Annotated in this window: 27 protein-coding genes; 18 read left to right on the top strand and 9 right to left on the bottom strand. The window is 72.1% G+C overall.

Annotation, left to right across the window (positions count from 1 at the left end; genetic code table 11):
• Nucleotides 1-50: 50 nt before the first annotated feature.
• The 4 genes from G3576_RS11295 to G3576_RS11280 form a co-directional block, all read right to left on the bottom strand.
• Nucleotides 51-1217, bottom strand: coding sequence for an MFS transporter (locus G3576_RS11295; protein ID WP_164694475.1), 1167 nt, complete (start codon nt 1215-1217; stop codon nt 51-53).
• A gap of 144 nt (nt 1218-1361) precedes the next feature.
• A complete protein-coding gene (locus G3576_RS11290; protein WP_164694474.1) occupies nt 1362-1820 on the bottom strand; it encodes a hypothetical protein in 459 nt (152 codons plus the stop codon).
• Complete coding sequence (locus G3576_RS11285) at nt 1817-3253, bottom strand: malonyl-CoA decarboxylase (protein WP_164694473.1); 1437 nt, start codon at nt 3251-3253, stop codon at nt 1817-1819. The genes G3576_RS11290 and G3576_RS11285 overlap by 4 nt, the downstream gene beginning before the upstream one ends.
• A 99-nt stretch (nt 3254-3352) precedes the next feature.
• Nucleotides 3353-4771: an NAD(P)H-hydrate dehydratase gene (locus G3576_RS11280; protein ID WP_235951750.1), complete on the bottom strand. Its 1419-nt coding sequence runs from the start codon at nt 4769-4771 to the stop codon at nt 3353-3355.
• A 46-nt stretch (nt 4772-4817) separates the two neighbouring features.
• On the opposite strand from G3576_RS11280, the gene G3576_RS11275 reads away from it, so the two are divergent.
• The 4 genes from G3576_RS11275 to G3576_RS11260 all read left to right on the top strand — a co-directional run bounded on the left by G3576_RS11275 (nt 4818) and on the right by G3576_RS11260 (nt 7926).
• Nucleotides 4818-5189, top strand: a complete 372-nt coding sequence (locus G3576_RS11275; RefSeq protein WP_164694472.1) for a hypothetical protein — start codon at nt 4818-4820, stop codon at nt 5187-5189.
• Nucleotides 5190-5260: 71 nt separating this feature from the next.
• Nucleotides 5261-5896, top strand: coding sequence for a ParA family partition ATPase (parA, locus tag G3576_RS11270; RefSeq protein WP_164694471.1), 636 nt, complete (start codon nt 5261-5263; stop codon nt 5894-5896).
• A gap of 87 nt (nt 5897-5983) precedes the next feature.
• Nucleotides 5984-6535, top strand: coding sequence for a GNAT family N-acetyltransferase (locus tag G3576_RS11265; protein ID WP_164694470.1), 552 nt, complete (start codon nt 5984-5986; stop codon nt 6533-6535).
• 5 nt (nt 6536-6540) lie between these two features.
• A complete protein-coding gene (locus G3576_RS11260; protein WP_164694469.1) occupies nt 6541-7926 on the top strand; it encodes a tetratricopeptide repeat protein in 1386 nt (461 codons plus the stop codon).
• A gap of 23 nt (nt 7927-7949) precedes the next feature.
• On the opposite strand, the gene G3576_RS11255 is transcribed toward G3576_RS11260, so the two are convergent.
• Nucleotides 7950-8858, bottom strand: a complete 909-nt coding sequence (locus G3576_RS11255) for a DMT family transporter (RefSeq protein ID WP_164694468.1) — start codon at nt 8856-8858, stop codon at nt 7950-7952.
• A gap of 37 nt (nt 8859-8895) precedes the next feature.
• Between G3576_RS11255 and G3576_RS11250 the strand changes: the two genes are divergently transcribed.
• Genes G3576_RS11250 through metC form a run of 4 tightly spaced genes read left to right on the top strand, consistent with a single transcriptional unit; the run spans nt 8896 to nt 12321 of the window.
• Nucleotides 8896-9546: an NUDIX domain-containing protein gene (locus G3576_RS11250; protein ID WP_164694467.1), complete on the top strand. Its 651-nt coding sequence runs from the start codon at nt 8896-8898 to the stop codon at nt 9544-9546.
• Nucleotides 9543-10259 carry an alanyl-tRNA editing protein gene (locus G3576_RS11245; protein ID WP_164694466.1) on the top strand — a complete coding sequence of 239 codons (717 nt, stop codon included), beginning with the start codon at nt 9543-9545 and terminating at the stop codon, nt 10257-10259. The genes G3576_RS11250 and G3576_RS11245 overlap by 4 nt, the downstream gene beginning before the upstream one ends.
• A gap of 5 nt (nt 10260-10264) precedes the next feature.
• Entirely contained in the window at nt 10265-11116 is an 852-nt protein-coding gene (locus tag G3576_RS11240; protein WP_164694465.1) for a sulfurtransferase, read from the top strand.
• Nucleotides 11116-12321, top strand: coding sequence for a cystathionine beta-lyase (metC, locus tag G3576_RS11235; protein ID WP_164694464.1), 1206 nt, complete (start codon nt 11116-11118; stop codon nt 12319-12321). The genes G3576_RS11240 and metC overlap by 1 nt, the downstream gene beginning before the upstream one ends.
• Before the next feature lie 98 nt (nt 12322-12419).
• Here the strand turns inward: metC and G3576_RS11230 are convergent, their stop codons facing one another.
• On the bottom strand, nt 12420-12785 hold the full coding sequence (locus tag G3576_RS11230) for a helix-turn-helix domain-containing protein (RefSeq protein ID WP_164694463.1): 366 nt from the start codon (nt 12783-12785) through the stop codon (nt 12420-12422).
• 98 nt (nt 12786-12883) lie between these two features.
• A complete protein-coding gene (locus G3576_RS11225; protein WP_164694462.1) occupies nt 12884-13420 on the bottom strand; it encodes a transcriptional repressor in 537 nt (178 codons plus the stop codon).
• A gap of 62 nt (nt 13421-13482) precedes the next feature.
• On the opposite strand from G3576_RS11225, the gene hisI reads away from it, so the two are divergent.
• The 4 genes from hisI (at nt 13483) to G3576_RS11205 (ending at nt 16089) form a co-directional block, all read left to right on the top strand.
• Nucleotides 13483-13923, top strand: a complete 441-nt coding sequence (gene hisI / locus G3576_RS11220; RefSeq protein WP_164694461.1) for a phosphoribosyl-AMP cyclohydrolase — start codon at nt 13483-13485, stop codon at nt 13921-13923.
• On the top strand, nt 13920-14990 hold the full coding sequence (locus G3576_RS11215; RefSeq protein ID WP_164694460.1) for a CobW family GTP-binding protein: 1071 nt from the start codon (nt 13920-13922) through the stop codon (nt 14988-14990). The genes hisI and G3576_RS11215 overlap by 4 nt, the downstream gene beginning before the upstream one ends.
• An 86-nt stretch (nt 14991-15076) precedes the next feature.
• Nucleotides 15077-15727, top strand: coding sequence for a GOLPH3/VPS74 family protein (locus tag G3576_RS11210; protein WP_164694459.1), 651 nt, complete (start codon nt 15077-15079; stop codon nt 15725-15727).
• Nucleotides 15728-15756: 29 nt separating this feature from the next.
• Nucleotides 15757-16089 carry an STAS domain-containing protein gene (locus G3576_RS11205; RefSeq protein ID WP_164694458.1) on the top strand — a complete coding sequence of 111 codons (333 nt, stop codon included), beginning with the start codon at nt 15757-15759 and terminating at the stop codon, nt 16087-16089.
• Between the two features lie 96 nt (nt 16090-16185).
• Here the strand turns inward: G3576_RS11205 and G3576_RS11200 are convergent, their stop codons facing one another.
• Entirely contained in the window at nt 16186-16440 is a 255-nt protein-coding gene (locus G3576_RS11200) for a SemiSWEET family sugar transporter (protein ID WP_328728898.1), read from the bottom strand.
• Between the two features lie 49 nt (nt 16441-16489).
• Here G3576_RS11200 and G3576_RS11195 point away from each other — a divergent pair, with 49 nt between their 5' ends.
• From G3576_RS11195 to G3576_RS11175, 5 genes are all read left to right on the top strand, one after another.
• The gene (locus tag G3576_RS11195) at nt 16490-17101 is read left to right on the top strand and encodes a GNAT family N-acetyltransferase (protein WP_164694456.1); all 612 of its coding nucleotides are present in this window, start codon (nt 16490-16492) and stop codon (nt 17099-17101) included.
• The gene (locus tag G3576_RS11190) at nt 17098-17991 is read left to right on the top strand and encodes a carbon-nitrogen hydrolase family protein (protein ID WP_164694455.1); all 894 of its coding nucleotides are present in this window, start codon (nt 17098-17100) and stop codon (nt 17989-17991) included. Before G3576_RS11195 ends, G3576_RS11190 begins: the two co-directional genes overlap by 4 nt.
• Before the next feature lie 7 nt (nt 17992-17998).
• Nucleotides 17999-19162: a lipid-A-disaccharide synthase gene (gene lpxB / locus G3576_RS11185; protein WP_164694454.1), complete on the top strand. Its 1164-nt coding sequence runs from the start codon at nt 17999-18001 to the stop codon at nt 19160-19162.
• A gap of 217 nt (nt 19163-19379) precedes the next feature.
• Nucleotides 19380-20987 carry an HWE histidine kinase domain-containing protein gene (locus G3576_RS11180; RefSeq protein WP_164694453.1) on the top strand — a complete coding sequence of 536 codons (1608 nt, stop codon included), beginning with the start codon at nt 19380-19382 and terminating at the stop codon, nt 20985-20987.
• Between the two features lie 82 nt (nt 20988-21069).
• Nucleotides 21070-21774 (top strand): ArsR/SmtB family transcription factor, encoded by a 705-nt coding sequence (locus tag G3576_RS11175; protein ID WP_164694452.1) that lies wholly within the window; start codon nt 21070-21072, stop codon nt 21772-21774.
• 214 nt (nt 21775-21988) lie between these two features.
• Here G3576_RS11175 and G3576_RS11170 read toward each other — a convergent pair whose 3' ends face one another.
• Nucleotides 21989-22978, bottom strand: coding sequence for a Gfo/Idh/MocA family protein (locus tag G3576_RS11170; protein ID WP_235951748.1), 990 nt, complete (start codon nt 22976-22978; stop codon nt 21989-21991).
• Nucleotides 22979-23070: 92 nt separating this feature from the next.
• Here G3576_RS11170 and secD point away from each other — a divergent pair, with 92 nt between their 5' ends.
• A complete protein-coding gene (gene secD / locus G3576_RS11165) occupies nt 23071-24657 on the top strand; it encodes a protein translocase subunit SecD (protein ID WP_164694451.1) in 1587 nt (528 codons plus the stop codon).
• Nucleotides 24658-24671 lie beyond the last annotated feature (14 nt).

Raw genomic sequence — 24671 nt, 5'->3', positions numbered from 1 at the left:
TCGGGTTCATGGCGCGAAGATAGGGGGTCGCGCCGGGCAAGCGAAGCATCTCAGGGGGCCGCCCGCCACCAGCGCCAGGTCACGGCCAGCGCCACCAGCCCTTCCACGCCCATCAGCGCGGTCGCCGCCGGCGCGCCGATCCAGTCCGCCATCAGCCCGAGATGGAGGAAGCCCAGCAGCCCGAGCCCCACGCAGACCGAGAGCACGCCAAGCGCCCGGCTGCGCTCCTCCGGCGGCATGGCGATATAGACCAGCGTCGCCTGCATGGTGGCGAAGCCGGCACCCCCCGCCCCCATCACCACCAGCGCCGTGCCCGCGCTGATCACCCCCGGCGCCAGGGCGAAGGCCGTCGCCATGCCGCAATAGAGGGCGCATCCCCCGATATAGACGGGCCGGTACCAATGCGCCGGCGCGCGCGCGGCCAGCGCCATGGCGGCCAGGAAGGCGCCGACGCCATCCATGCTGGCCAGCAGCCCGACGCCATCGGGGCCGAGCCCCAGCGTCCCCGCCCCGATCACCGGCACCATCGAATTCGCGGGCCACCCGAACAGGTTGTAGATGATGGTCACGATCAGCACGCCCCGCATGCCGGGCTGGCGCAGCACGAGCGCGAAGCTCTCCCGCGTGTCGCGGATCACCGATAGCGGCCGGTTCGTGACGGTGCTGCGGTGGCGCACCCGCAGCGCCGCGGCGGCCGCGAAGGCATAGAGCACGAAGGACAGCGCGAAGGCGGCGACAGGCCCCTGCGCCGCCAGGATCGCCCCGCCCAGCGCCGGGCCGGCCACGCGGCTGGCATTGTTGGCGACCACATCCAGCGACATGGCGGAGGCCATGCGCGTGGTGCCCACGATCTCCCCGAGCATCATCCGGCGCACCGGATTGTCGGTCGCCCAGGCGATGCCGGAGATGAAGGCGGCCAGGCCCAGCAGCCAGACCGGCGGCTGGCCGGACAGGCACAGCACCACCAGCCCCGCCGCCACCATCGCCTGGCAGCACACCACGCCGACCAGCGCGTGGCGCCGCTGCATCCGGTCCGCCGCCACGCCGAGCGTCGCGCCGAACAGCCCCATGGGCAGCAGCCGCACCAGCGTCATGGCGGCGACGAGGAAGGGCGATTTCGTCTGGTCATAGACCACGACAGCGATGACCAGCATCTCCAGCCACCGGGCAATGGAGATGAAGGAGCCGACGAGCCAGAGGCGCCGGAAATCCGGCACCCCCAGAACCCCTGTCGTTGTCACTCCCTGGAACAAGGCGGACCCGGCGTTGTTGGGGCGATCCTTGCAGTGGATGGGGCCGGGCTCAATCCACCGGGCTGCGCGCCCTGCGCGGGTCGAATACGCCGGCGCCGCAGGGCAGCGCTATTCGACCGTGACCGTCACGCGCAGCACCGCCACCGGATTCGGCGGGCTGCGGTGCATCGCGTCATTCGCCGGGGATTGCCGGTCCTGGTTGATGTGCAGCGACACGTCCCGGACCATGCGAGAAGCCTGCCGAAGGTTGATGACGGCGACGCCGGACCGGCCCGTCGGCGTCAACGACGCCACCGGCCGTCCGGACAGGTCCGGGATGACGTGCAGGCGAAGGCTGGCGCCGAGGTTCTCCACCGCCACCACCGTCGCCACCGGGCGCCCGTCCAGCACCAATGCTGTCGGCGCCAGGCACGGGACCTCCGCCACGCAGCGCAGCGTGGCGCGTTCCTCGAAGCTGCCATCCTCGGTGCGCTGCTCGACCAGCACCAGAAGCGGCGACGCGGCCTGCGCCACCGCGCCCCCCACGCTCATCGCCGCCGCGATGGCGGCACCGAGGAGATGCTTCACACGAACCCCTTCGCCAGCTTGCGGATGGCGGAGGACGCCGCGCGCTTCCCCTCCCCCGCATACTCCTCATGGTAGTCCTCGATCTTCGAGGGGTCGTAGCGGTAGTTCACCATCAGCCCGAAGGACTCCCGGAATCCCTTCTCCGAGGTGTCGGCGCGCCAGTTCAGTCGCTCGACGCGGGCGCCGTTGGACAGGTGGAAATGCGCCACCGGGTCGCGCGCCCGCTTGGCGCTGCGGCCGCTCTCCGCCAGCAGGTAGCGCGCGCAGGCGCGCATCAGGATGGGCTCCAGCGCCTTGCCCAGCGGCTCCTCCCGCCCCGGCGGGCGCCGGGCCAGGATTCGCCGCAGCGTCTGCGCCGCCGTCTCGGGCTTCGCCGTGGCCTCATCCGGGCCCGTGATCGCAAGGTCGCCAGGCGCCAGCGTCCGCAACGCCACGGCCTCCTCCTCCGTCACCAGCGCCGCGTCGCCGGCATCGAGCTTCCCCTCCATCCAGCGCCGGAAGCCGGGAATGGGGGAGAGGGTGGCGAAGCAGTCGAGGTTGCCGAACTCCGCGCTCAGCAGCTCCACCACGCGCTTGATGAGGAAGTTGCCGAAGGAGATGCCGTCCAGCCCGCGCTGGCAGTTGTTGATGGAATAGAAGATGGCGGTATCGGCGGTCTTCGGGTCCTGCACCGGCGCCTTCTCGTCCAGCAGCCCCTGCACGCTGGCGGCCATGCCCTCCACCAGCGCGACCTCGACGAAGATCAGGGGCTCGTCGGGCATGCGGGGGTGGAAGAAGGCGTAGCAGCGGCGGTCGCTGTCGAGCCGGTTCTTCAGGTCCCGCCAGGTGCGGATGCGGTGCACCGCCTCATACCCCACCAGCTTCTCCAGCAGCATGGCGGGGGAGGCCCAGTCGATGCGGCGGAGTTCCAGGAAGCCGACATCGAACCACCCCGCGAGAAGGGTGCGGAAATCGGCCTCCAGCGCCTGCAGCAGGGGCTCGCCCTCCATCCGCGCCATCAGGTCGGCGCGGAGGTCCACCAGGAACTTCACCCCGTCCGGGATGGTGGTGAATTGCGTCAGCAGGCGCTGGCGCGGCGGTTCCAGCACGCGGCGCAGCGCCGCCTTCGCGGCCGCGCGTTCGGCCACATCGGTCGCCGCCGCCACCCGGTTCCAGGCCTTCGTCACCGCCGCCGCGTCCGAGTCGAAGGCCGCCAGCGCGTGCAGGAACTCGCCGCGCTCCTCATGGTCCGCCGCCAGGTAGGCCTGGGCCAGTCGCGCGGCGCGGGACCGCGCCGAGACCTCGCCGCCCCGCGCCTCCAGGCAGGCGCGCATCTGGGCGGCAAAGCCCTCATCCTCCCCGCCCGTCACGGAGGACGCCATGTCCCGCCACAGCGTGGTCACGCGGCGAAGCGCGCGGTCGAAAAGCCCGGCGGGGGCGGCAAGGTCCGACATCACGGATCCTTTCTGCGTGTTTCAGTCACTCTGCCCGAGAACCCCCCGCGGCGTCGAGCAACGTTGCCGCGGGGTCAGGTCTGCAACGTTGCCGCGGGGTCAGCTTCGGAGCCTTGCCGCGAGGACATGCTTCAGGTGGTCCGCGATGTCCTCCGCCACCAGCCCCGGGCCGATGCGATGGGCGGCTTCGCCATGCAGGAAGCAGGCGGCGCAGGCGGCCTCGAAGGGCGCCATGCCCTGCGCGAGAAGCCCTGCCGCAATGCCCGCCAGCACGTCGCCCGTACCCCCGGTGGCGAGCCAGGGCGGCGCGTTGGCATTGATCACGATCCGCCCATCCGGCGCGGCGATGATGCTGTCCGCGCCCTTGAGCACGACGACGGCGCCGGTCCGCGCGGCCGCGGCGCGCGCGGCGGCGGGGCGGTCATCGCCCGGCGGGCCGAAGACCGCGGAGAATTCTCCGGCATGGGGCGTCAGCACGGCGGCGCCGGCCAGCGCGTCCGGATCGCCCGTCGCCGCGCGCAGCGCGCCGGCATCCGCCACCACCCGCCGCCCGGCCGCGATCGCCTGGCGAAGCAGCGCGCGAGTCGCGGCATCCGGCGGCAGGCCGGGGCCCACCACCCAGCTGCCGATCCGCGCATCGGCGAGCAGCGACTCCGCCCCCGCCTCGCTGACCATCACGCCGGGATCGCCCGCGCGCAACACGGACGCCGTCGCGGCATCCGGCGCCAGCAGGGTCAGCAGCCCCGCGCCGGCCCGCCGCGCGGCCCCGGCGACGAGCCGCGCCGCGCCCGTCATCCCCGCCCCCGCCACCACCGCCACATGGCCGCGGGCGTATTTGTGGGAATCGGCGCCCGGCCGAGGCAGCCGCCACAGCCCCGGCCCGTTGCGCCAGGCGCGCGGCGCGATCGCCGCCAGCACGCCGGCGGGCAGCCCGATATCCGCCAGCACCACCTCTCCGCACAGCCCGCGTCCGGGATAGAGAAGGTGTCCCGGCTTCAGCCGGAAGAAGGTCACGGTCAGCGCCGCCTGCGGCGCGAAGCCCCGCACCGCGCCCGTCGCGCCATCCACGCCGGAGGGCACGTCCACCGCCACCACCGGCGCCGTGACAGCGCCCAGCACCTCGGCCGCCAGCCCATCGACCGGCTTCGACAGCCCCGCCCCGAACACCGCGTCGATCACCAGCCCGGCCCGCGCCACGGACGCGGTGGAGAAATCCGCCATCGGCCCCCGCCAGCGCGCGGCGACGGCGGCCGCATCCGTGCCAGGCCGCGGCGGCGCCAGCGCGGCCACGACGACCGGCCAGCCCGCCTGCTCCAGCAGCCGGGCGACGACATAGCCATCGCCGCCATTGTTGCCCGGCCCCGCCAGCACCAGCGTCCGCACCGGCCGGAAGCGGCGCATCACCGCCCGGGCCACGGCGCGGCCGGCGGCCTCCATCAGCGTCAGCCCGGGAATGCCCCCCGCGATCGCGGCGGCATCGGCGCGGGTCATCTCCTCGGGTGTCAGAAGCTCGTCCATGCCGGCAGCCTATCGAACCCTGCGGCCCCTGGCGCGCTCCGGTCCCATGAAAATCCTGCTTCCCCCCACGCTCCTCGCCGCCCTCTTCGCCATGCCGGTGGCAGCCCAGCAGCTGGACCGGCAGCCCGCCGCCGGGTCCCGCCCACCGCCCACCCGCATGGAAGGCGACCGCGCGAGCCCGCCCACCGCCCCGGCCCAGCCGCCCGTCGGCACCGGCACGCCGCGCCAGGAACCGGCCCGCACCGAGCCGCCGCCGGGCCACACCACCCTGCCCGCCCCCGCCGTGCCCAACCAGCGCCAGCCCGAGAGCAGCGAGGGCGCCGGCCAGGCCGGGCAGTCGCCCATCGGCCCGCGTCCCGGCGCACGCCCCGACGCCAGCACCACCCGCGCCCAGGAAGGCCCCGCGCAACCCCGCTGAATCCAGCGCTTCGCGACCGGCGTCCCAGGATTTGCTAGGCTTCCCGCGAACCGGGACATGGAGTCGCAGGCATGGCCTTCATCGTGGCGGTCGCGCAGCGCAAGGGCGGCGCCGGCAAATCCACCCTGACGGCCAACCTGGCCACGGCGCTGGCCGGCAGCGGCGCCCGTGTCGCCCTGCTGGACACGGACCCGCAGCAGACCCTCGCCCGCTGGGGCGCCGAACGCGCCAAGGCCGGCCGCCGGGCCACCCATCTCGACCTCGATGCCCCCGCCGGCTGGCGGGTCCCTGCCGCGCTCGACAAGCTCCGCCGCAGCCACGACTTCGTGCTGCTCGACACGCCGCCGCATGCCGACACCGACGCCAAGATCGCCATCCGCGGCGCCGACCTGGTGCTGGTGCCGCTCCAGCCCTCCCCCGCCGATCTCTGGGCAATGGACGCCACCCTCGACCTGGCCCGCGGGGAGAAGCGGCCCGCCGCCATCGCCCTCAACCGCGCCCCCGCCTCCGGCAAGCTGCTCACCATGATCCAGGCGGAGATCGCCAAGCGCGGCCTGACGCTGCTGCAGCCCGCCATCGGCAACCGCACCGGCATCGCCCAGGCCTTCGCCGCCGGCCTCGGCGTGACGGAATCCGCGCCGAACTCCGTGGCGGCGGAGGAGATGCGCGCCCTCGCCGCCGCGCTGAAGGCCCTGCGCAACGGGTGAAACAGCCCCGCTTTGCGCCGGCAGCCGCCCGCCGCTATTGCCGCAGGCCGTGACGACCTCGCCTGCCTTCCGAGGAATACCGAACACATGGCCAAGCCGACGGGCGCCAAGGGCACCCGATCCCGCATCACCGCCGCCAAGCCGGCGCTCCGCAAGGCCGCCGCCATTGCCGAAGCGATCGAGCCGCCCCCGCTTCGCCCCCGCGGCATGGCGCCCGACGCCGGCGTCGAGATCAGCGAGGACGCCTTCCCCGAACTCGATGCCGTCGCCGCCATCCAGCGCGGCCTGCATGCCTACAACCAGGAGATGGGCGGGGACTACGACCGCGAACCCGTCACCCTGCTGGCCCGCGCGCCGGACGGCACGGCGCGGGGTGGGCTGCTCGGCCTGACCTTCTGGGGCTGGCTGTTCATCGACTGGCTCTGGCTGTCCCGCGACCTCCGCGGCAAGGGCGTGGGGTCGGAGCTGCTGATGCGGGCGGAGGCCATCGCCCGCGACCGCGGCTGCGCCCATGCCTATACCGATACCTTCAGCTTCCAGGCGCCCGATTTCTGGGCGCAGAACGGCTACCAGGAGTTCGGACGGCTGGACGGCATGCCGGCCGGGCATGCGCGGATCTGGTTCCGCAAGGCGCTCTGACGCCGATGCTGCCGCCGCTCCGCCCCTTCAACGCGCCCGTCCTCGCCCCGCCCCCCGCCGCCGCGCATCTGGAGGCGCCGGCCCCTGAGCCGGGCCGGCCCGAGCTGATCCTCCATATCGGCCAGTCCAAGACCGGCACCTCCTCCATCCAGCGGGTGCTGGGCGCGCGCCGGGCGCAGCTTCTGGCCATGGGCGTCTGCTACCCCGCCTCCCCCGGCTGGGCGAACCACGGGATGCTGCCGGCCTCCCTCGTCGCGCCCGACCAGCTCGGCCACTTCAACCCCGCCCTCTGGGACGGCATGGGCGCGGAAGCCCGCCTGGCCCGCTTCCGGCGGGAGTTCGCGGAGGAGATGGCGGCGCTCCCCGCCACCACCCGCCTCATCATCCTCTCCGCCGAGCAATGCGCCGGGCTGCTGGCCACGCGGGAGGCCATCGCGCGGCTGCGGGACCTCGTCGCGCCCCTGGCCGGGCGCATCCGCGTCGTGATGTATCTGCGGCGGCAGGATGCGCATTTCGCCAGCGGCTACACCCAGGCGCTGCGCGTCGCGCAGATCAGCCCGCCGGGCCTGCCGCCCTATGGCCCGGACCGCCTGCCGCACTACGACTACGCGACGGTGCTGGACAACTGGGCCGCCGTCTTCGGCGACGCCGCGATCGAGCCCCGCATCTTCGAACGCGGCAGCATGCTGAATGGCGACGCGGTGGATGATTTCCTGGCGCTGGCCGGTATCGACCTCGCCGTGCCGCCGGACGACCCCGACCGCCACAGCAACCTCTCCGTCACCCCCGCCGCCATCGAGCTGATGCGCCGGATGGGAGAGGCGATGCGCGACACGCCGGAGGGGCTGTCCGCCGCCTCCCCCCTCTGGCGCCGCTTCGCGACCGCGGTGTCGGACGCCATGCCCGGCCCCGGCTGGAAGCCGCCGCCCGCCGAGGCCGCCGCCTTCCTCGCCCGCTACGAGGCGGTCAACGAGGCGACGCGCCGCCGCTGGTTCCCGGACCGGCCATCGCTCTTCGCGGAGATGCCGGCGGCCGCGCCGGCCGAGGGCCCGCCCGCGCCGCCGCCGCCGATCGACACGGAAGCGGCGCTGGAGGCCGCCTGCACCCTGCTGCTGCACGAGATGAAGGGCACCGCGCAGCGGGAGGCGCAGCTGCTGGTCGCCCAGGGAAGGCTGCTGGACCGCCTGGGCGAGGACGGCCCCGCCGCCAATGCCTATCGCGCCGCCATCCGCGCCGTGCCGGACCACCCGGTGGCGCAGGCGCGGCTGGCGGATTTCGCCCTGGCCGCCGGCGATATGGCGACGGCCTCGGCCCATTACGCGGTGCTGCTCCGCAGCCACCCAGGGCATAATCTGACCCAGCGCCTGGGCCGCCTTCTGGCAGGCAGCTGAACTCCCGCCGGGCCCTTCGCACCCTATCTCCGCGCGCTTCGCACAACTTCCCGGTGCCAGATGTAGAGCCCGGCGGCGACCAGCACCGTGAAGCCCAGCAGGTCGTACCAGTCGGGCCATTCCGCCCAGATCCCGATGCCGACCATCATCGTCCAGATGATGCCCGAATACTCGAACGGGGCGAGCAGCGTCGTCTCCCCGCGGCGATAGGCCGCCGTCATCTGCAGCTGCGCCAGCGCGGAAGCGAGCCCGATCGCCACCAGCAGCGCCCATTGCGTCGCATCCGGCGTCACCCAGACCGGGATGGTGGCGATCCCCGACGCCGTGGCGCTGATCAACGCGAACCAGATGACGATGGCGACGCCGCTCTCCCCCGCATCGCCCATGCGCCGGATGGTCATCATCGCCAGCGCCCAGCCGACCGACCCCAGCAGCACGATGGCGACGGAGAGCGGCGGCAGCGCGGCCTCCCCGCCGCCGACCGGCCGCACCATGATCAGCACGCCGAGAAACCCCACCACCACGGCCGACCAGCGCCGCCAGCCCACCTGTTCCTTCAGCAGCACCACGGACAGCGCCGTCAGGAACAGCGGCATGGTGAAGCCGAGTGCCGTCACCGTCGCGATCGGCAGATTCGCATAGCCGTGGAAGGCGCCGAACATGCCGAACATGCCCCACAGCGCGCGCTGCGCGTGCTGCCCGGGATGGCGCGTGGCCAGCGCCGACCATCCCCCCGCCCGCGCCAGCAGCACGAAGAGGATCGGCAGCGCGAAGAGGTTGCGGAACATCACCACCTGCGCCACCGGCAGCGCCGTGCCGATGGCCTTCACCCCCGCGGCCGCCACGGCGAAGGTGGCGGAAGCCCCGATGACGAGGAGGATGGCCCGGGTGCGGGCAGCGCGCAGCGAATCAGACGGGGGTGGTGGGGACATGGACCTTCCTGGGTGACGAAGCTACGGTCCCGGCCGCATGAGCGCCACCCCACGCCACCCGAAAGCGCCGCCCATCCCGCCCCATCCCGGGCTGGAGGTCCTGGAGGACGAGGTCGTCTGGGCGCAGCGCTTCGCCCTGCAGCGCGTGCGCTTCCGCTACACGCGCTTCGACGGCACGCCATCCGGCATCCTGACCTGGGAGCTGTGGCGCCGCGGCCAGGGCGTGCTGGTCCTGCCCTATGACCCCGCCACCGACCGCATCGCCCTGATCGAGCAGTTCCGCCTGCCCGCGCTCTCCGCCGGCATGGAACCCGTGATGACCGAATGCCCCGCCGGGCTGCTGGAAGCCGGCGAGGACGCCGAAGCCTCCGCGCGGCGCGAACTGACGGAGGAGACGGGCCTCACCGCCCGCGCCATGGCCCCGATCGGCCGCTTCATGCTGATGCAGGGCGGCTGCGACGAGGTGGTGCATTTCTTCTGCGGCCAGGTGGACCTGTCGGGCACCGGCGCCACCACCCATGGCCTGGCGACGGAGCATGAGGAGACGCGCGTCGTTACCCTGCCGGCCGAGGATGCCTTCCGCCTGGTGGCGGAGAACCGGATCGAGAACGCCCCCGCGGCACTCTCCCTGATGTGGCTGCAACTGAACCGCGCGCGTCTGCGCGCCGACTGGATTTTCTCGAAATGACCGACCCGCTGTTCACCGACGACTCCTATCTCAAGGAATGCACCGCGACGGTGCTCGCGGTGGAGGAGAAGGGTGTCCTCCTCGACCGCACCTGCCTCTACGCCCGCAGCGGCGGCCAGCCCGGCGACAGCGGCACGATGCGCTGGGCGGGCGGAGAGGCCGTCATCGCGGAAGCCATCAAGGGCGAGGCCGGCGCCATCCTGCACGGCCTCGCCCCCGGCAGCGCGGCGCCGCCGGTCGGCGCCACCGTCACGGTCACGCTCGACTGGGACCGCCGCCACCGGCACATGCGCATGCACACCACGCTGCACCTGCTGTGCAGCATCCTCCCGGGCATCTACGCGACGGGCAACCAGATCGGCGCGGAGAAGTCGCGCCTCGACGTCGATCTCGCGGAGCCGCCGGCGAAGGAGTGGTTCACGCAGAAGCTCGCCGAACTCGTCGCAGCGGACCATCCCATCTCCACCACCTGGATCAGCGAGTCGGAGCTGGACGCCAACCCCGCCCTCGTCCGCACCCTCTCCGTCCAGCCGCCCCGCGGCGCGGGCCGCGTGCGGCTGGTGCGCATCGGGACGGAGGTCGCGCCCATCGATCTCCAGCCCTGCGGCGGCACGCATGTGCGCAGCACCGGGGAGATCGGGCGCGTCGAGGTGACGAAGCTCGAGAGCAAGGGCCGGCAGAACCGGCGCATCCACATCGTCCTGGGGGACTGACGGCCATGGACAACCTGGTCACGACCGACTGGCTGGCGGCCGAGCTCGGCAAGCCCGACCTCGTGGTGCTGGACTGCACCACCTACCTGCCGACGGAGCAGGGCAATGCGCCGGACGGCTTCCGGAGCGCCCACCTGCCCGGCGCGCGCCTCTTCAACATTGACAAGATCGCCGACCCGCACACCGACCTGCCGCACATGGTCCCGACGCCGGCGCACTTCGCGAAGCTGATCGGCGCGCTCGGCGTTTCCAACGACACGCGCGTGGTCTTCTACGACCAGCACGGGCTCCGCGCCTCGCCGCGGGGCTGGTGGATGATGCGGCTCTTCGGGCATGAGAAGGCCGCCGTGCTGGATGGCGGCCTGCCGAAATGGCAGCGGGAAGGCCGCCCGGTCGAGACCGGCGACGCGGCCCCGGTCACGCCGGTCTCCTTCATCCCCGACTTCGTCGCGAAGCGCCTGATCGGCATCGGTGATGTGAAGCGGATCGTCCGCCAGGGCGGGGGGGAGGCGCTGATCCTCGATGCCCGCAGCAAGGCGCGCTTCGACGGCAAGGCGCCGGAACCCCGCGCCGGCCTGCCCTCCGGCCACATGCCGGGCGCGGCCAGCCTGCCGGCCGCCGACCTGGTGAATGCCGATGGCACGATGAAGGATGCCGCGACGCTGCGCGCGATGTTCGCGGCACGCGGCGCCGATGGCGAAAGGCCCATCGTCACCTCCTGCGGCTCCGGCGTCACGGCCACCGTGCTGACGCTCGGCGCGCTGCGCGCCGGGCTGCCCGAGCCCGCCGTCTATGACGGATCCTGGACCGAATGGGCCAGCCGGCCCGAAACCCCGAAAGAAACGAGCGCTTCCTGATGCCCGACGATTCAGCCCCCAAGACCGGACACGAAGGGCACGCCTTCGCCACGCGCATGTCCCATGCGGCGCGGCCGCCCATCCGCAGCCTGGGCTTCGTGAACCCGCCGGTGCATCGCGGCTCCACCGTCACCGCGCCGTCCTGCCAGGCGCGGATGGACAATGCGAAGCACCGCTTCGACCGGGTGATGACCTATGGCACCCAGGGCGGGCCCACCCACTACGCGCTGGAAGACGTGGTGGCGGAGATCGAGGGCGGCACGCATTGCACCATCACCGGCACCGGCCTCGCCGCCGTCGCGGTGCCGCTGCTGGCCTTCCTCAAGGCCGGTGACCGCTGCCTGATGTCGGACAGCGCCTATGGCCCCGCGCGGTCCCTCGCCGAGGGCCTGATGAAGGGCTGGGGGATCGAGACGGTCTTCTTCGACCCCTGCATCGATGCCGCGGGGCTCGAGGCGCTCTGGACCCCCAACACGAAGGTCCTCTACCTGGAGAGCCCCGGCTCCCACACCTTCGAGGTGCAGGACGTGCCCGCCCTGACGGCGGTGGCGAAGAAGCACGGCGCGGTCAGCATGATCGACAACACCTGGGGCATCCACCACTTCCAGCCCTTCCGCCATGGCTGCGACGTCTCGATCCAGGCACTCACAAAATATGTCGGCGGGCATTCCGACATCCTGCTGGGCAGCGTCACGGTGAACAGCCGGGACCATCACCTCATCGTCCGTGGCGCGGCGTCCGCCATGGGCCACTACGCCAGCCCCGATGATTGCTGGCTGGCGCTGCGCGGCGTGCGGACCATGCCGCTGCGCCTGGCGCATCAGGAGGAAAGCGCGCTCATCGTCGCCGAATGGCTGGCCGGCCGGCCGGAGGTGCTGGAAGTCCGCCACCCCGCCCTTCCCGGCGCGCCGGGGCACGAGCTGTGGAAGCGCGACTTCACCGGCGCCTGCAGCCTGTTCGGCATCGTGCTGCAGCCCCGCTACACCGAGGCCGACGCCTTCCGATTCGTGGACAGCCTGAAGCTGTTCGGCATCGGCGCGAGCTGGGGCGGCTATGAATGCCTGGCCCTGCCGACCAACGCCATGCTGGGGCGCGCCGTCTCCGCGCCCCTGCCCGGCCAGGCGATCCGCCTGCATATCGGGCTGGAGGAGGTGGCGGACATCATCGCCGATCTGGAGCAGGGCCTCGCCAAACTGGCGGGGTAAGGAAGCGTCGAACCCGGGGCCGGGACGGCCCCGGGACGTTGCAACCGATTCGGTATTCTACCCGGAATGCCCGGTCTGGCGGGGATACCGAACGAGGGCTATAGCGGCGCGGCGTTGAAGGCCAGGACGGCGTTCACGTAATCGTCAAAGCCGATCCGGCCCTTCGCGGTCATCTCATAGAGTTGTGTCTTGCCCACACGGCGGCTGGTGGCGACCGTTTCGCCTTCCATCAGACGCTTCAGCACGAGGCGAACGGTGGGGCCGCTATAGCCCGTCAGGGCCGCGATCTGGTCAACGGAAAGCGCCGTCGGCGGCACCGCCGCGGAGCCTTCGTAAAACAGCAACGCCACATCGAAGGCGATGCGGCTGTTCTTCACACCCACTCGCTGATCGATTTCGCGCAGTCGTCGCAACAGGGCGAGCGCTGCCTCACGGCGCGCAGGCCAATCCGCAGTCTTCTTCATGCCATGGTTCTGCCAGACCAGAACTGCATTGCAACGTTCGCAAAAACAGGAAATTTATTGCCTTTCCAATAGTTTCCTTCGCACCACGAAAAGATGCGTCAACCAGCGGTAGCGTCCGCCGACGCACAATGCGCGCAAATACCTTCGACTTCCACTGTCGTTCGATGCACCACGAAGCCCAGCCTGGCCGCGGCCCCGGCCACTGCATGCGCCACCCCCTCGTCGCATACCTCCGCGGTGCTCCCGCAGCGGCCGCAGATCAGGAACTGGTGGGGATGCGGGTGGGCATGGGTGTGGCCATGCCCTGGCTCCTCCGCGCAGCCGACGAAGGCGTTCAGCCGCTCGATCTTGTGAATCAGCCCCTGCTCCATCAAGAAATCCAGCGCGCGATAGACCGTGGGCGGCGCCGCCCCGCGCCGTTCCCCCCGCAGCCGGTCCAGCAGCGCATAGGCCCCGATCGGCTGCCCCGATTCGAGCACCAGACGCAGCACCTGCCGCCGCAGCTCCGTCAGCTGCGCGCCGCGCGCCAGGCAGGTCGCCGCCGCGCGCTCCAGGCTCGCCTCGACATCCCCGCCGCGATGCGCGTGGTGCCCGTGGCCAGACCCGTGATGCGCGTCATGCGCGTGTTCCGTCATGCCGATTCCCCGTGGCCGGCCGGCTGTCCGCATCCGGCGCCACCATGATATAGTGTATCATCATGACCGGCACACCCATCCCCCCGCCCCACCAGGGCGCCATCGCCGACCCCGCCGCCCGCGGCCTGCTGCTCGATGCCATCCGCTTCGACAGCCACGGCCTCGTCACCTGCGTAACCCAGCAGCATGACACGGGGGAGGTGCTGATGGTGGCCTGGATGAACCGCGCCGCGGTGGCGGAAACGCTGACCACCGGCACCGTCTGCTACTGGTCCCGCTCCCGCGGCGCGCTCTGGCGCAAGGGGGAGAGTTCGGGCCAGGTCCAGCGCCTGGTCGACCTCCGGCTGGATTGCGATGGCGACACGGTGCTGGCGCTGGTGGACCAGACCGGCGTCGCCTGCCACACCGGCCGCCGCACCTGCTTCTACCGCGCGATCCGCGACGGCGAACTCGCCACCATCGCGGCGCCGGAAGTCGATCCGGACGTGTTGTACGGCCGATGATCCCGCTCACCGTCCTCACGGGCTTCCTCGGCGCCGGCAAGACCACGCTGCTGAACGCCCTGCTGAAGCACGACGCCATGGCGGACACCGCCGTGCTGATCAACGAGTTCGGGGAGGTCGGGCTGGACCACCTCCTGGTGGACCGCCTCGATGGCGACACCGTCCTGCTGAATGCCGGCTGCCTCTGCTGCACCATCCGCGGCGACCTCGCCCGCGCCCTCGACAGCCTCTGGGACCGCGTGCTGGCCGGCCAGGCGGTGAGGCGCGTAGTGGTGGAGACGACGGGACTCGCCGACCCCGCCCCCATCCTGCACACGCTGATGTCGGACCCGCGCATCGGCGCGCGCTTCGTGCTGGATGGCGTCGTGACGCTGGTCGATGCCGCGACCGGCGCCGCCACGCTGGACCAACAGCCGGAAGCGCTGCGCCAGGCCGCCGTCGCCGACCGCCTGGTGCTCACCAAGACCGACCTCGCGACGGCGGAGGCGGTCACCGCGCTCCGCGCGCGCCTCGCAGCGCTGAACCCCGTCGCGCCGATCCTGGTGGCGGATCACGGCGCGATCGATCCCGCGCTGCTGCTGGCCGCCGGTCCCTACGACCCCGCCGTGAAGGCGCCCGATGTCGCCGCCTGGATCGGCGCCGCCGGCCCCCACGGCCATGGCCATGACCATGGCCACGACCACGGCCACCACCACCACGGCCATCACCACCACCACGACCCCAACCGCCACGATGCCCGCATCCAGGCGCTCTGCCTGGACTACGACGCGCCCCTTCCCTGGGACGGCCTCGCCACCTTCCTCGAGATGCTGGCGATGACGCGCGGCGCCAGCGTGCTGCGCATGAAGGGGATCCTCGACCTGGCGGGGGAGGATCGGCCCGTCGCCGTGCATGGCGTGCAGCACATCTTCCACCCGCCGAAGCGGCTTGCCGCCTGGCCCGAGGGCCAGCCCCGCCGATCCCGCCTCGTCTTCATCCTGCGGGACCTCGACCCCGCGGTGGTGCGCGATGGCCTGGCCGCCTTCCTCGACGCGGCCGACAAACCGCCCGCCATCGTGGCGGCATGACCCTCTCGCACCCGCGTTGACTTGCCCCCCGCCCCGCGCGACCTTGGCGCCCGCCAACTGACGGGCCGAGGGAGTGCGGGAACGCCATGCCGCTGACGATGCCGGAGGAGATCCTCCTCCTGATGCTGGATGACGAGACCGGGCGCCTGCAGGAACGCGCCGCCCCCTCGGGCGACTTCGCCATCGCCGGCGCCGTGCTCGCCGAACTCGCGCTGGCGGGCCGCATCGACACCGACCCAAACCGCCTCTACGTCGTGAACCCGGCGCCGACCGGCGACGCGCTGCAGGACCGCGCGCTGGCGCAGATCGCCGCGGCGACGGACACGCAGGACAGCCGCCACTGGATCGAGACGCTGGCCGCCGATGCCGACGAGTACCGGGAGGCGCTCTTCGCCCGCCTGGTCTCCAAGGGCATCCTGAAGCGCGTCGAGGGTCGCTTCCTCTGGGTCTTCCCGGAACGCCGCTACCCCGTGATCTCCGACAAGGAGGAGCGGGAGGTGAAGGCCCGCATCATGGGCGTGCTCTTCAACGACGAGATCCCCGATCCGCGCGATTCCATGCTGATCGGGCTCTGCCGCGCGGGCGGGCTCTTCTCCCTGCTGCTCTCCTCCAATGAGCTCGACCGCGTGCAGGCGCGCATCGACTCCGTGGCGGACCTCGAGGAGCTGAACCGCTCCCTCGCCGATGCGATCCGGGAAATCTACGCCCAGATCGCGCGCTACGCGCCGATGGTGTAAGTCACGCCGGACAGGACAGGACAGGCCTCATGGATATCACTGAAAGCACCGCCTCCGGCGTGAAGGTCGCCGCCCTCAAGGGCCGCCTCGACACCGCGACCGCCCCCACCGCCGAATCCGCCATCCTCGGCATGCTCGAAGGCGGCGCCAAGGTCGTGGCCGACCTGGCGGAGGTCCACTACGTCTCCTCCGCCGGGCTGCGCGTGCTGCTGAAGGCCGCCAAGCAGGCCAAGGCCGCCGGCGGCAGCTTCGCGGTCGCCTCCCCCCAGGCCCCCGTGCGGGAAGTCCTGGAGATCAGCGGCTTCGACAAGATCCTCAGCATCCACCCGACCCGCGACGCCGCCGTCGCCGGCCTGGCCTGATTCCGACCATTCCCTCCCCCGCGCTTGCGGGGGAGGGTTAGGGTGGGGGTAGCGCAATCCTCGTGGGGGTCGTGCAATCCTCGTGGGGGTCGCGCCCTAACCCCGCCGCAGCTTCACCGCCAGCAAATACATCGTCAGCGGCACCGTGATCAGGTTCGCCGCGACCAGGCCCATGGACCCCTTGAGGAAGCCATAGGCCATCCACAGCGTGTTCCCCGCCACCAGCAGCACCAGCAGGCCGAGGCTGAAGTCCCGCGCCGACCGCGTGCGCCAGGTCTTCACGGCCTGCGGGACGAAGGCGGACGTCGTCATCGCCCCGGCCGCCAGCCCCATCGCCTCGATCCAGTCCACGCGCGCAATCCCCTTCCACAGCCGGCGGCGCCCCCCTATGCATCCCGCCATGGCACGCGTCCATTCCAGCCCTGGGCATCTCACCTTCGAGACGTTGTCCGGCCCGGCCCTGCACCCGCTGCTGCCGGCGCTGGCGGGGCTGCGCATCGCCGTCTTCGCGGAATGGCCCTACCTCTACGATGGCGACGAGGCCTATGAGCGGCAGTATCTCCGCGCCTATGCCGACGCCCCCGGCGCGGCCGTCGTGGTCTGCCGGGCTGGCGACCGCGTGGTCGGTGCCGCCACCTGCGAACCCATGACCCAGGGCCACGCGCCCGTGCGGGAAGCCTTCGAGGCCGCCGGCCTCGACCCCGCCATCCACTGCTATTTCGGCGAATCGGTGCTGCTGCGGGAGTACCGCGGCCAGGGCGCCGGCGTGCGCTTCTTCGCGGAGCGGGAGGCGCATGCCCGCCGCCTCGGCCTCGCCCGCGCCACCTTCTGCGGCGTCGATCGCGCGCCGGACGACCCGCGCCGCCCGCCCGGCCACGTGCCCCTCGATGCCTTCTGGCGGAAGCGCGGCTACGAACCCCTGCCAGGCCTCGCCGTCACCTTCTCCTGGAAGGAGATCGGCGCCAGCGCGGAAACGCCGCACCGCCTCTCCTTCTGGGCCAAGTCCCTGTGACGCCCCCGCCCCGCCCGCTCCGCCTCGGCCTGCTGGCCTGGGAGGTCGGGCATCCCCTGACCGTCGCCGATTTCGCCGCCCGGCTGGACGCGCGGCTCGACGAGGCACGCGGCCGGGCCGACCTCGTCCTGCTGCCGGAATACGCCAGCGTCGAACTCGGCGCCGGCCTCGCGGGCAACACGGCCCCGGACGAGGCGACGGAACTCCGGGCCATGATCGCGCATGCCGACGCTATCCTGGCCGCCATGCGGCAGGCCGCCATCCGCAGCGGCCTCTTCCTCGCCCCCGGCACGCTGCCCATGCGGGAAGACGGCCGCGTCGTGAACGTGGCCCCGATCATCGCCCCCGATGGCCGCATGGCCGTCCAGCAGAAGCGCATGATGACGCGCTTCGAATCCGAGCGCTGGGGCGTCTCCCCCGGCGCCACGCCGCGGGTCTTCGACACGCCCTGGGGCCGCATCGGGCTTTCCGTCTGCTACGACGTCGAATTCCCGAAGCATGTCCGCGCGCAGGTCGAGCAGGGCGCCTGGCTGATCCTTGCCCCCTCCTGCACGGACAGCCTGCACGGCTTCTCCCGCATCCGCATCGGTGCCCAGGCCCGCGCGCTGGAGAACCAGTGCTTCGTCGCCGTCGCCCCCACGGTGGGCCTCGCCCCCTGGTCCGTGGCGCTGGATGAGAATCACGGGCAATGCGCGGTCTATGGCCCGCCCGATCGCGGCTTCCCGGAGGATGGCGTCGTCGCCGCCGGCGCCCTCGATGCGCCGGGCTGGGTCTTCGCCACGCTGGACCCCGCCCTCATCGACCACGTCCGCGAACACGGCGCGGTGCGCAACCACCGCGACTTCCCGCGGGAACCCATGCCGCGCCCCGCCGTCGCGACCTTTGCATGAGGGGCGCATGACAACCCCCCTCATCTACATCGTGGCCGGCGAGGCCTCCGGCGACGTGCTCGGCGCGCGCCTCGTCGCCGCGCTGCGCGCCCGCGTCCCGGGCATCCGGTTCGCCGGCATCGGCGGCGACCGCCTGGCCGAACAGGGCATGGCCTCCCTCTTCCCGATGCGTGAACTGGCGCTGATGGGGCTGATCGAGGTGCTGCCCAATATCCGCCGCCTGGCCCGGCGCCTGCAGGAAACGACGGACGACATCGCCGCGCGCCGCCCCGCCGCCATCGTCACCATCGACAGCCCCGGCTTCACGCTCCGCCTCGCGGAGCGCATCCGCCCGCTCGGCATCCCCGTCATCCACTACGTCGCCCCGCAGATCTGGGCCTGGCGCCCGGGGCGGATCGAGAAGATCAAGGCGCGCGTCGACCGCATCCTCTGCCTGCTGCCCTTCGAACCCGTGATCTTCGAGGCCGCCGGCATCAAGGCCGATTTCGTCGGCCATCCCGTGCTGGAATCCGGCGTCGATGCCGGCGATGGCGCGCGCTTCCGCGCCGCCCACGGCATCGCGCCAGACGCCCCCGTCCTCATCGTCATGCCGGGATCGCGCCGCATGGAGGTGAAGCGCCTGCTGCCGATCTTCGGCGCCGCGCTCCGCCTCCTCGCGCCGCGCCATCCCGGCCTCGTTCCCGTGCTGCCCGTCTCCGCCGTGGTGGCGGAAGCGGTGCGCGCGGGCACCGCCGACTGGCCGGTGAAGCCGATCCTCGTCACCGACATCGCGGAGAAGCATGACGCCTTCGCCGCCGCGGCGCAGCGCGGCGCCGGCCTGATCAAGTCCGGCACGTCATCGGTGGAGATGGCGGTCGCCGGCATCCCGCATCTCGTTGCCTATCGCGTGAACCCGATCACGGCCGCGATCGTGCGTCGCCTGGTCCGCGTGCCCTTCGCGAGCCTCGTGAACCTGCTGGCCGAACGCCTGGTCGTGCCCGAATACCTGCAGGAAGCGGCAACGCCGGCGGCGCTGGCGGAAGGCCTGCACGCCCTTCTTGCCGATGGCAGCAGCGCCGGAACCCAACGTGCCGGCTTCGCGGAGGTGCTGGCGAAGCTTCGCCCTCCCCAGGGCCTGCCCAGCGCGGCCGCAGCCGAGTCGGTTCTCCAACAGGCGAAGTTGTCCGGCTGAATCTTCGCTGGCGCTGCAACTTGGCGCGGCCTAGCGGGGTTCAGCCCCAGCCTCGGGAGAGCCGAGCAAGCATGCTCCCACCACGCCTGTTGCGTCTTCGCCCGGCAGGACCGCCGCCACGCCAACCCTTCTCCCCAAGGGGGACCATCCTCTGTCGACCCGCCCGACTGCCAGCCGCCATGTCAGCGAACGCGACGAGCTGCTCCGGCAGCAATCGGTGCTCGCCCGCTTCGGCGAGTTCGCGCTGAAGGCGGAGGATATCGACGCCATCCTGACCGAGGCCTGCCGCCTGGTGGCGGAGGCGCTGGGCACCGACCTCGCCAAGGTCATCGAGGTGGAGCGCGGCCCGGACCGCCTGCTGGTCCGCGCCGGCGTCGGCTGGCAGCCCGGCATCGTCGGCCAGATGCGCCTGGCGCCGGAGGAAGCGCCGGTGGAGACGCTGGCGCTGCAATCGCAGGAGCCCGTGATCTGTGCGGATGCCGACAAGGACGACCGCTTCACCCTGCCCCGGTTCCTGGTCGAGCATGGCGTGCGCGCCTTCGCGAATGTGCTGATCCTGGGCGGGGACAGCCGCCCGCCCTTCGGGATCCTCGAGGTGGACAGCCGCGCCGCGCGCGACTTCATCCCCTCCGACATCGCCTTCCTCCGCAGCTACGCCAACCTGCTGGCCGCCGCCGTGGAACGGCTTCGGGTGCTGGAGGAACTCCGCGCCAGCCACCAGGAGCTGGAGCGGCGGGTCGAGGCCCGCACCCAGGAACTCCGCGCCGCCAATGCGCGGCTGCGGGAGGCCGCGCTGGAACGCCAGCGAGTCGAATCCTCGCTCCGCCAGGCCGAGGGCATGCAGACGGTGGTGGAGCACCTGCCGATCGGCGCCGGCCTCGTCGCGCCGTCCGGCCAGGTCATCATCGCGAACCCTGAATTCCGTCGTCTCCTCGGCCGCCCGCGCATCCCTTCCACCGATCCGGACCGCGTGACGACCTGGGTCGGCTTCGACCCGCAGGGCCGCCGCATCCCGCCGGAGCAGTTCCCCGGCGCCCGCGCGCTGCGCGGCGAAGTCACGCTGGGGATGGATTTCCTCCATGCCGTCGATGACCAGCCGCCGCGCTGGTGCCGCGTCAGCGGCGTCCCGGTGCTCGGCCCCGACAAGGTCGTGATCGCGGCGCTGGTCGTGATGATCGACGTGGATGAGGAGCACCGCGCCCATGAACGCCAGGCCCTGCTGACGCGGGAAGTCGACCACCGCGCCAAGAACATGCTGGCCGTCGTCCAGGCCGCGCTGCGCCTGACGCGGGCCGAGACGATCGACAGCTTCGTCGATGCGATCGAGGGCCGCATCCAGGCCCTGGCCCGGGCGCAGACGCTGCTCGCCGCCGATCGCTGGTCCGGCGCCGACCTCCGCGGCCTGATCCAGGGCGAACTCGCCACCTTCCTGGTCGCCACCCCGGGCGGCCCCCGCGTGCGCCTGTCCGGCGACCGGGTGGTGCTGCCGGCCGGCGCGGCGCAGCCCTTCTCCATGGCCATCCACGAACTCGCGACCAATGCCATCAAGTATGGCGCGCTGTCGCGGCCCGAGGGTCGGCTTTGCCTGTCCTGGACGCTGGACCGCCGCGCCGGCGACCTGCTGCGGCTGGAATGGCAGGAACGCGGCGGCCCCGCGCCCCTGCAGCGCCGCAAGCCCGGCTTCGGGTCGCGCGTGCTGCACGGGACGGTGCAGGACCAGCTGGGCGGCCGGGTCACCATGGCGTGGGAGCCGGAGGGCCTGACCTGCGGCATCGAGATCCCGCTGAAGCATGAGAACGCCCGGACCATGGCCGGCAGCGCCTGACAGCGCGATGCTTCCGCCGCGCCCGAAGCCTCGCGCGGCCGGATGTGGAAGACTGCGCCTGCCATCGATCGCAGGCCCCGCCATGCCCAGCATCAACGCCCTGGCCGAAACCGCCGCCCTGGTCGGGGACCCCGCCCGCGCCGCCATGCTCGCCGCGCTGATGGATGGGCGGGCCCGGACGGCGGGCGAGCTCGCCGCCAGCGCCGGCATCACGCCCCAGACCGCCAGCGGCCATCTGGCGCGCCTGGCCGGGGCGGGGCTGCTGGCCATGGAGAAGCAGGGCCGGCACCGCTACCACCGCCTGGCCTCGGCGGGCGTGGCGCGCATGCTGGAAGGCATCATGGCGGTCGCGGAAGGGGGCGCGCCCCCTGCCCGCGCGGCGCGCCCCTTCGGCCCGCGGGATGCCGCGATGCGCGCCGCCCGGACCTGCTACGACCACCTGGCCGGCCGCCTCGCCGTGGCGCTGGCGGATGCCATGGTGGCGCGCGGCGTGCTGGAACTCGGCCCGGATGGCGGTGCCGTGACGCCGTCCGGTGAGGCCTTCCTCGAAGCCTTCGGCATCCCCATGGCGCGTCCCGCTCGCGGCCGCCTCTTCTGCCGCCCCTGCCTGGACTGGTCGGAACGACGCCCGCATGTGGCGGGCGTGCTCGGCGCCGCGCTCTGCACGCGCTGCCTCGACCTGGGATGGGTCCGGCGGCGGGAGGGCGGCCGCACGCTGCTCGTCACGCCGGAAGGCGCGCGAGGCTTCCGGGACGCCTTCGGCGTGGAGGTTGCGGCCACGCCGTGACCGCCATCCGAAATCGCTGGCGATCCGCCCTCGTTTTCTTTATGTTCTCGCCATCACGGGGCGAAGCCATGCCTTGGCGGGCCAACCGGCCCCCTGGCGCCGGACCGCCGCCCGCGAAAATCGGTGCTAAAAGCGCATAAACGGCATAATCGGGCTAAATGGGTTAGTGGCCTGAACGCCGCAGTATTTCCTAAAAGAAACACCGACCGCGCGTTCAGCCAATCGCCGCCTCCACGGCCAGCGCCACCTTCAGCGCCGCGATGCCCTCCGCCGCGCCCACTTCGGGCGCCACGCCATCCAGGCAGGCCGCGACGAAGCCCGCCTGCTCGGCCTCCAGGCTGTCATGGTCGGTCCAGCCGCCGCGATCGATGCCATAGCCCGGCATGGTCGCCACCGGCTCCGCGCCGCCCCGGCGCAGCACGGCGAGCGACCGGCCGAGGAAATCGACGCTCATCTCGCCCTCCGTCCCCAGCACCCGAAGCCGCCGCTCCATGGCGAGCGAGATGCGGGACGCCGTGATGGTGGCCGACCGGCCACCGGAGAAGCCGAGCCGCGCCACGGCGAAATCGGCATGGTCCGACATCACCCGCGCACCCGTCGCGTCCACGGTCTCCGGCGCTTCCCCGGCCAGGGTCAGCACCAGGTCGATGTCATGGATCATCAGGTCCAGCACGACCGAGACATCGAGGGAGCGCGGCCGGAAGGGCGCCGCCCGCACCGCCTCCCAATGCAGCGCGCGGCCGCCGGCCGGCGCCTGGCGCACCGCACGGAAGGCGGCGGAAAAGCGCTCGATATGGCCGACCTGGAGCACCTTTCCCGCCGCCTGGGCCAGGGCCGAGAGGTGCTCGGCCTCCGCCAGGCTGCCGGCGATGGGCTTCTCGATGAAAAGGTGCCGCCCCGCGGCCAGGACCTGGCGGCCGAGCGGGGCGTGGAAACGCGTCGGCGCGGCGACGATGACGGCATCGGCCCGGTCGATCGCCGCCTCCGCCGACAGCGCCGGCACCCCGCATTCGGCGGCCACGGTGGCGGCCCGGGCCGGGTCGGCATCGTGGAGGCCGACGAACTCGACGCGCGGCGCGCGCGCCGCCTTCAGCGCATGGAACCGCCCGAAATGACCGCAGCCCAGCAGCGCGACGCGCAGCACCATCCGGAAACACCCCTCATCAAGCCCCGCCGGGATACTCCTTCCCGCGCGGGCTTGCATCAGGGGGGGGTCCCGCGCATGTTCCGCCCGTGCGGCACGGCCCCTTGCGGGGCGCGGGCTTCCTTGACCTTGGCCAGGATTTCGTTGCGCTCATGATGTACTTCGCCCGCTGGAAGGCGCTCGCGGTGGTCGGCGTGTGCCTCTTCGGCATGCTGCTGTGCGTGCCCAACGTGCTTCCGCGCAGTGTGCTGCCCGACTGGGCGCGCCAGATCAACCTCGGCCTCGACCTGCGCGGCGGCAGCTACCTGCTGCTGGAGGTCGATACCTCCGCCATGGTGCGGGAACGCCTGGAATCGCTGGTGGACAGCGTCCGCCGCGGCACCGCCTCCGCCAATCCGCGCATCCTCTACACCGGGCTGAGCGCCAACCAGGAACAGCGGCGCATCACACTCCGCGTCTCCGACGCCGGCCGCGCCGCCGATGTCGCCCGCCTGTTGCGGGAAGCCGCCATCGCCGTGCCCGCCGGCGCCGGCGCGACCCAGCCGGATATCGAGGTCACGACCAGCCCCGATGGCACCGTGACCGCGGTGCTGACGGAGGTGGCGCTGCGCGCCAAGGCGAGCGGCGCCGTCGAGCAGTCGCTGGAGATCGTCCGCCGCCGCATCGACGAGACCGGCGTGGCCGAGGCGCTGATCGCCCGCCAGGGCCAGAACCGCATCCTGGTCCAGCTGCCGGGCGTGGAGGATCCCGCCCGCATCAAGGACCTGCTGGGCCGCACGGCGCGCATGACCTTCCACCTGGTGGATGAGACGGCGAACCTGCAGGCGCCGACACCCCCCGCCGGCACCATGTTCCTGCCCGGCGATCGCGGCCAGGAACGCTATGCCGTGCGCCGGCGGGTGGAGGTCGATGGCGCCAACCTGACGGATGCCCGCGCCGGCCAGGATGGCCGCACCGGCGAATGGGTCGTGAACTTCGCCTTCGACAGCGTCGGCACCCGCCGCTTCGCGGAGATCACACGCCAGAATGTCGGCCGGCCCTTCGCCATCGTGCTCGACGACCGCGTCATCACCGCGCCCGTCATCCGCGAACCCATCACCGGCGGCCGCGGGCAGATCAGCGGCAGCTTCGATGTCCGCGGCGCCAACGACCTGTCGGTGCTGCTCCGCGCCGGCGCCCTGCCCGCGCCGCTGACGGTGGTGGAGGAACGGACCGTCGGGCCGGAACTCGGCGCGGATGCGATCCGCGCGGGCCTGCTCTCGCTCGCCGCCGGCACGCTCTTCGTCTTCCTCTACATGGGCCTGGCCTATGGCTTCTTCGGCTGGCTCGCGAACATCGCGCTCGTCGCCAACGTCATCATCATGATGGGCATCCTGAGTGTGATCGGCGCCACGCTGACCCTGCCCGGCATCGCCGGCATCGTGCTGACGCTCGGCACCGCGCTCGACGCCAACGTGCTGATCAACGAACGGATACGGGAGGAGACGAAGCTCGGGCGAAGTCCGATCAACGCGCTGGAAGCCGGGTTCAGCAAGGCATCCGGCACCATCATGGACAGCAACCTGACCAACCTCATCGCCATGGCCTGCCTCTATGCCTTCGGCTCCGGCCCGGTGAAGGGCTTTGCCGTGACCGTCGCGATCGGCACGGTCGTGCAGATGTACACCGCGACCGTCGTGGTGCGGCTGCTCGCCTCGATCTGGTATCGCCGCCGCCGTCCGCAGACGCTGCCGGTCTGAGGGAGAGACACCAT

This window comes from Falsiroseomonas algicola, assembly GCF_011040385.1.
In the GTDB taxonomy this organism is placed as follows: domain Bacteria; phylum Pseudomonadota; class Alphaproteobacteria; order Acetobacterales; family Acetobacteraceae; genus Falsiroseomonas; species Falsiroseomonas algicola.
The sequence above is the reverse complement of the archived record's forward strand: the minus strand, read 5'-3'. Positions and strand labels throughout refer to the sequence as shown.

Excerpts from the sequence above, each read along its gene's own strand:
- G3576_RS11285 (WP_164694473.1), bottom strand. The coding sequence starts at position 3,253 with ATGTCGGACCTTGCCGCCCCCGCCGGGCTTTTCGACCGCGCGCTTCGC.
- G3576_RS11280 (WP_235951750.1), bottom strand. The coding sequence starts at position 4,771 with ATGGACGAGCTTCTGACACCCGAGGAGATGACCCGCGCCGATGCCGCC.
- G3576_RS11275 (WP_164694472.1), top strand. The coding sequence starts at position 4,818 with ATGAAAATCCTGCTTCCCCCCACGCTCCTCGCCGCCCTCTTCGCCATG.
- parA (WP_164694471.1), top strand. The coding sequence starts at position 5,261 with ATGGCCTTCATCGTGGCGGTCGCGCAGCGCAAGGGCGGCGCCGGCAAA.
- G3576_RS11265 (WP_164694470.1), top strand. The coding sequence starts at position 5,984 with ATGGCCAAGCCGACGGGCGCCAAGGGCACCCGATCCCGCATCACCGCC.
- G3576_RS11260 (WP_164694469.1), top strand. The coding sequence starts at position 6,541 with ATGCTGCCGCCGCTCCGCCCCTTCAACGCGCCCGTCCTCGCCCCGCCC.
- G3576_RS11255 (WP_164694468.1), bottom strand. The coding sequence starts at position 8,858 with ATGTCCCCACCACCCCCGTCTGATTCGCTGCGCGCTGCCCGCACCCGG.
- G3576_RS11250 (WP_164694467.1), top strand. The coding sequence starts at position 8,896 with ATGAGCGCCACCCCACGCCACCCGAAAGCGCCGCCCATCCCGCCCCAT.
- G3576_RS11245 (WP_164694466.1), top strand. The coding sequence starts at position 9,543 with ATGACCGACCCGCTGTTCACCGACGACTCCTATCTCAAGGAATGCACC.
- G3576_RS11240 (WP_164694465.1), top strand. The coding sequence starts at position 10,265 with ATGGACAACCTGGTCACGACCGACTGGCTGGCGGCCGAGCTCGGCAAG.
- metC (WP_164694464.1), top strand. The coding sequence starts at position 11,116 with ATGCCCGACGATTCAGCCCCCAAGACCGGACACGAAGGGCACGCCTTC.
- G3576_RS11230 (WP_164694463.1), bottom strand. The coding sequence starts at position 12,785 with ATGAAGAAGACTGCGGATTGGCCTGCGCGCCGTGAGGCAGCGCTCGCC.
- G3576_RS11225 (WP_164694462.1), bottom strand. The coding sequence starts at position 13,420 with ATGACGGAACACGCGCATGACGCGCATCACGGGTCTGGCCACGGGCAC.
- hisI (WP_164694461.1), top strand. The coding sequence starts at position 13,483 with ATGACCGGCACACCCATCCCCCCGCCCCACCAGGGCGCCATCGCCGAC.
- G3576_RS11215 (WP_164694460.1), top strand. The coding sequence starts at position 13,920 with ATGATCCCGCTCACCGTCCTCACGGGCTTCCTCGGCGCCGGCAAGACC.
- G3576_RS11210 (WP_164694459.1), top strand. The coding sequence starts at position 15,077 with ATGCCGCTGACGATGCCGGAGGAGATCCTCCTCCTGATGCTGGATGAC.
- G3576_RS11205 (WP_164694458.1), top strand. The coding sequence starts at position 15,757 with ATGGATATCACTGAAAGCACCGCCTCCGGCGTGAAGGTCGCCGCCCTC.
- G3576_RS11195 (WP_164694456.1), top strand. The coding sequence starts at position 16,490 with ATGGCACGCGTCCATTCCAGCCCTGGGCATCTCACCTTCGAGACGTTG.
- lpxB (WP_164694454.1), top strand. The coding sequence starts at position 17,999 with ATGACAACCCCCCTCATCTACATCGTGGCCGGCGAGGCCTCCGGCGAC.
- G3576_RS11175 (WP_164694452.1), top strand. The coding sequence starts at position 21,070 with ATGCCCAGCATCAACGCCCTGGCCGAAACCGCCGCCCTGGTCGGGGAC.
- G3576_RS11170 (WP_235951748.1), bottom strand. The coding sequence starts at position 22,978 with ATGCAAGCCCGCGCGGGAAGGAGTATCCCGGCGGGGCTTGATGAGGGG.
- secD (WP_164694451.1), top strand. The coding sequence starts at position 23,071 with ATGATGTACTTCGCCCGCTGGAAGGCGCTCGCGGTGGTCGGCGTGTGC.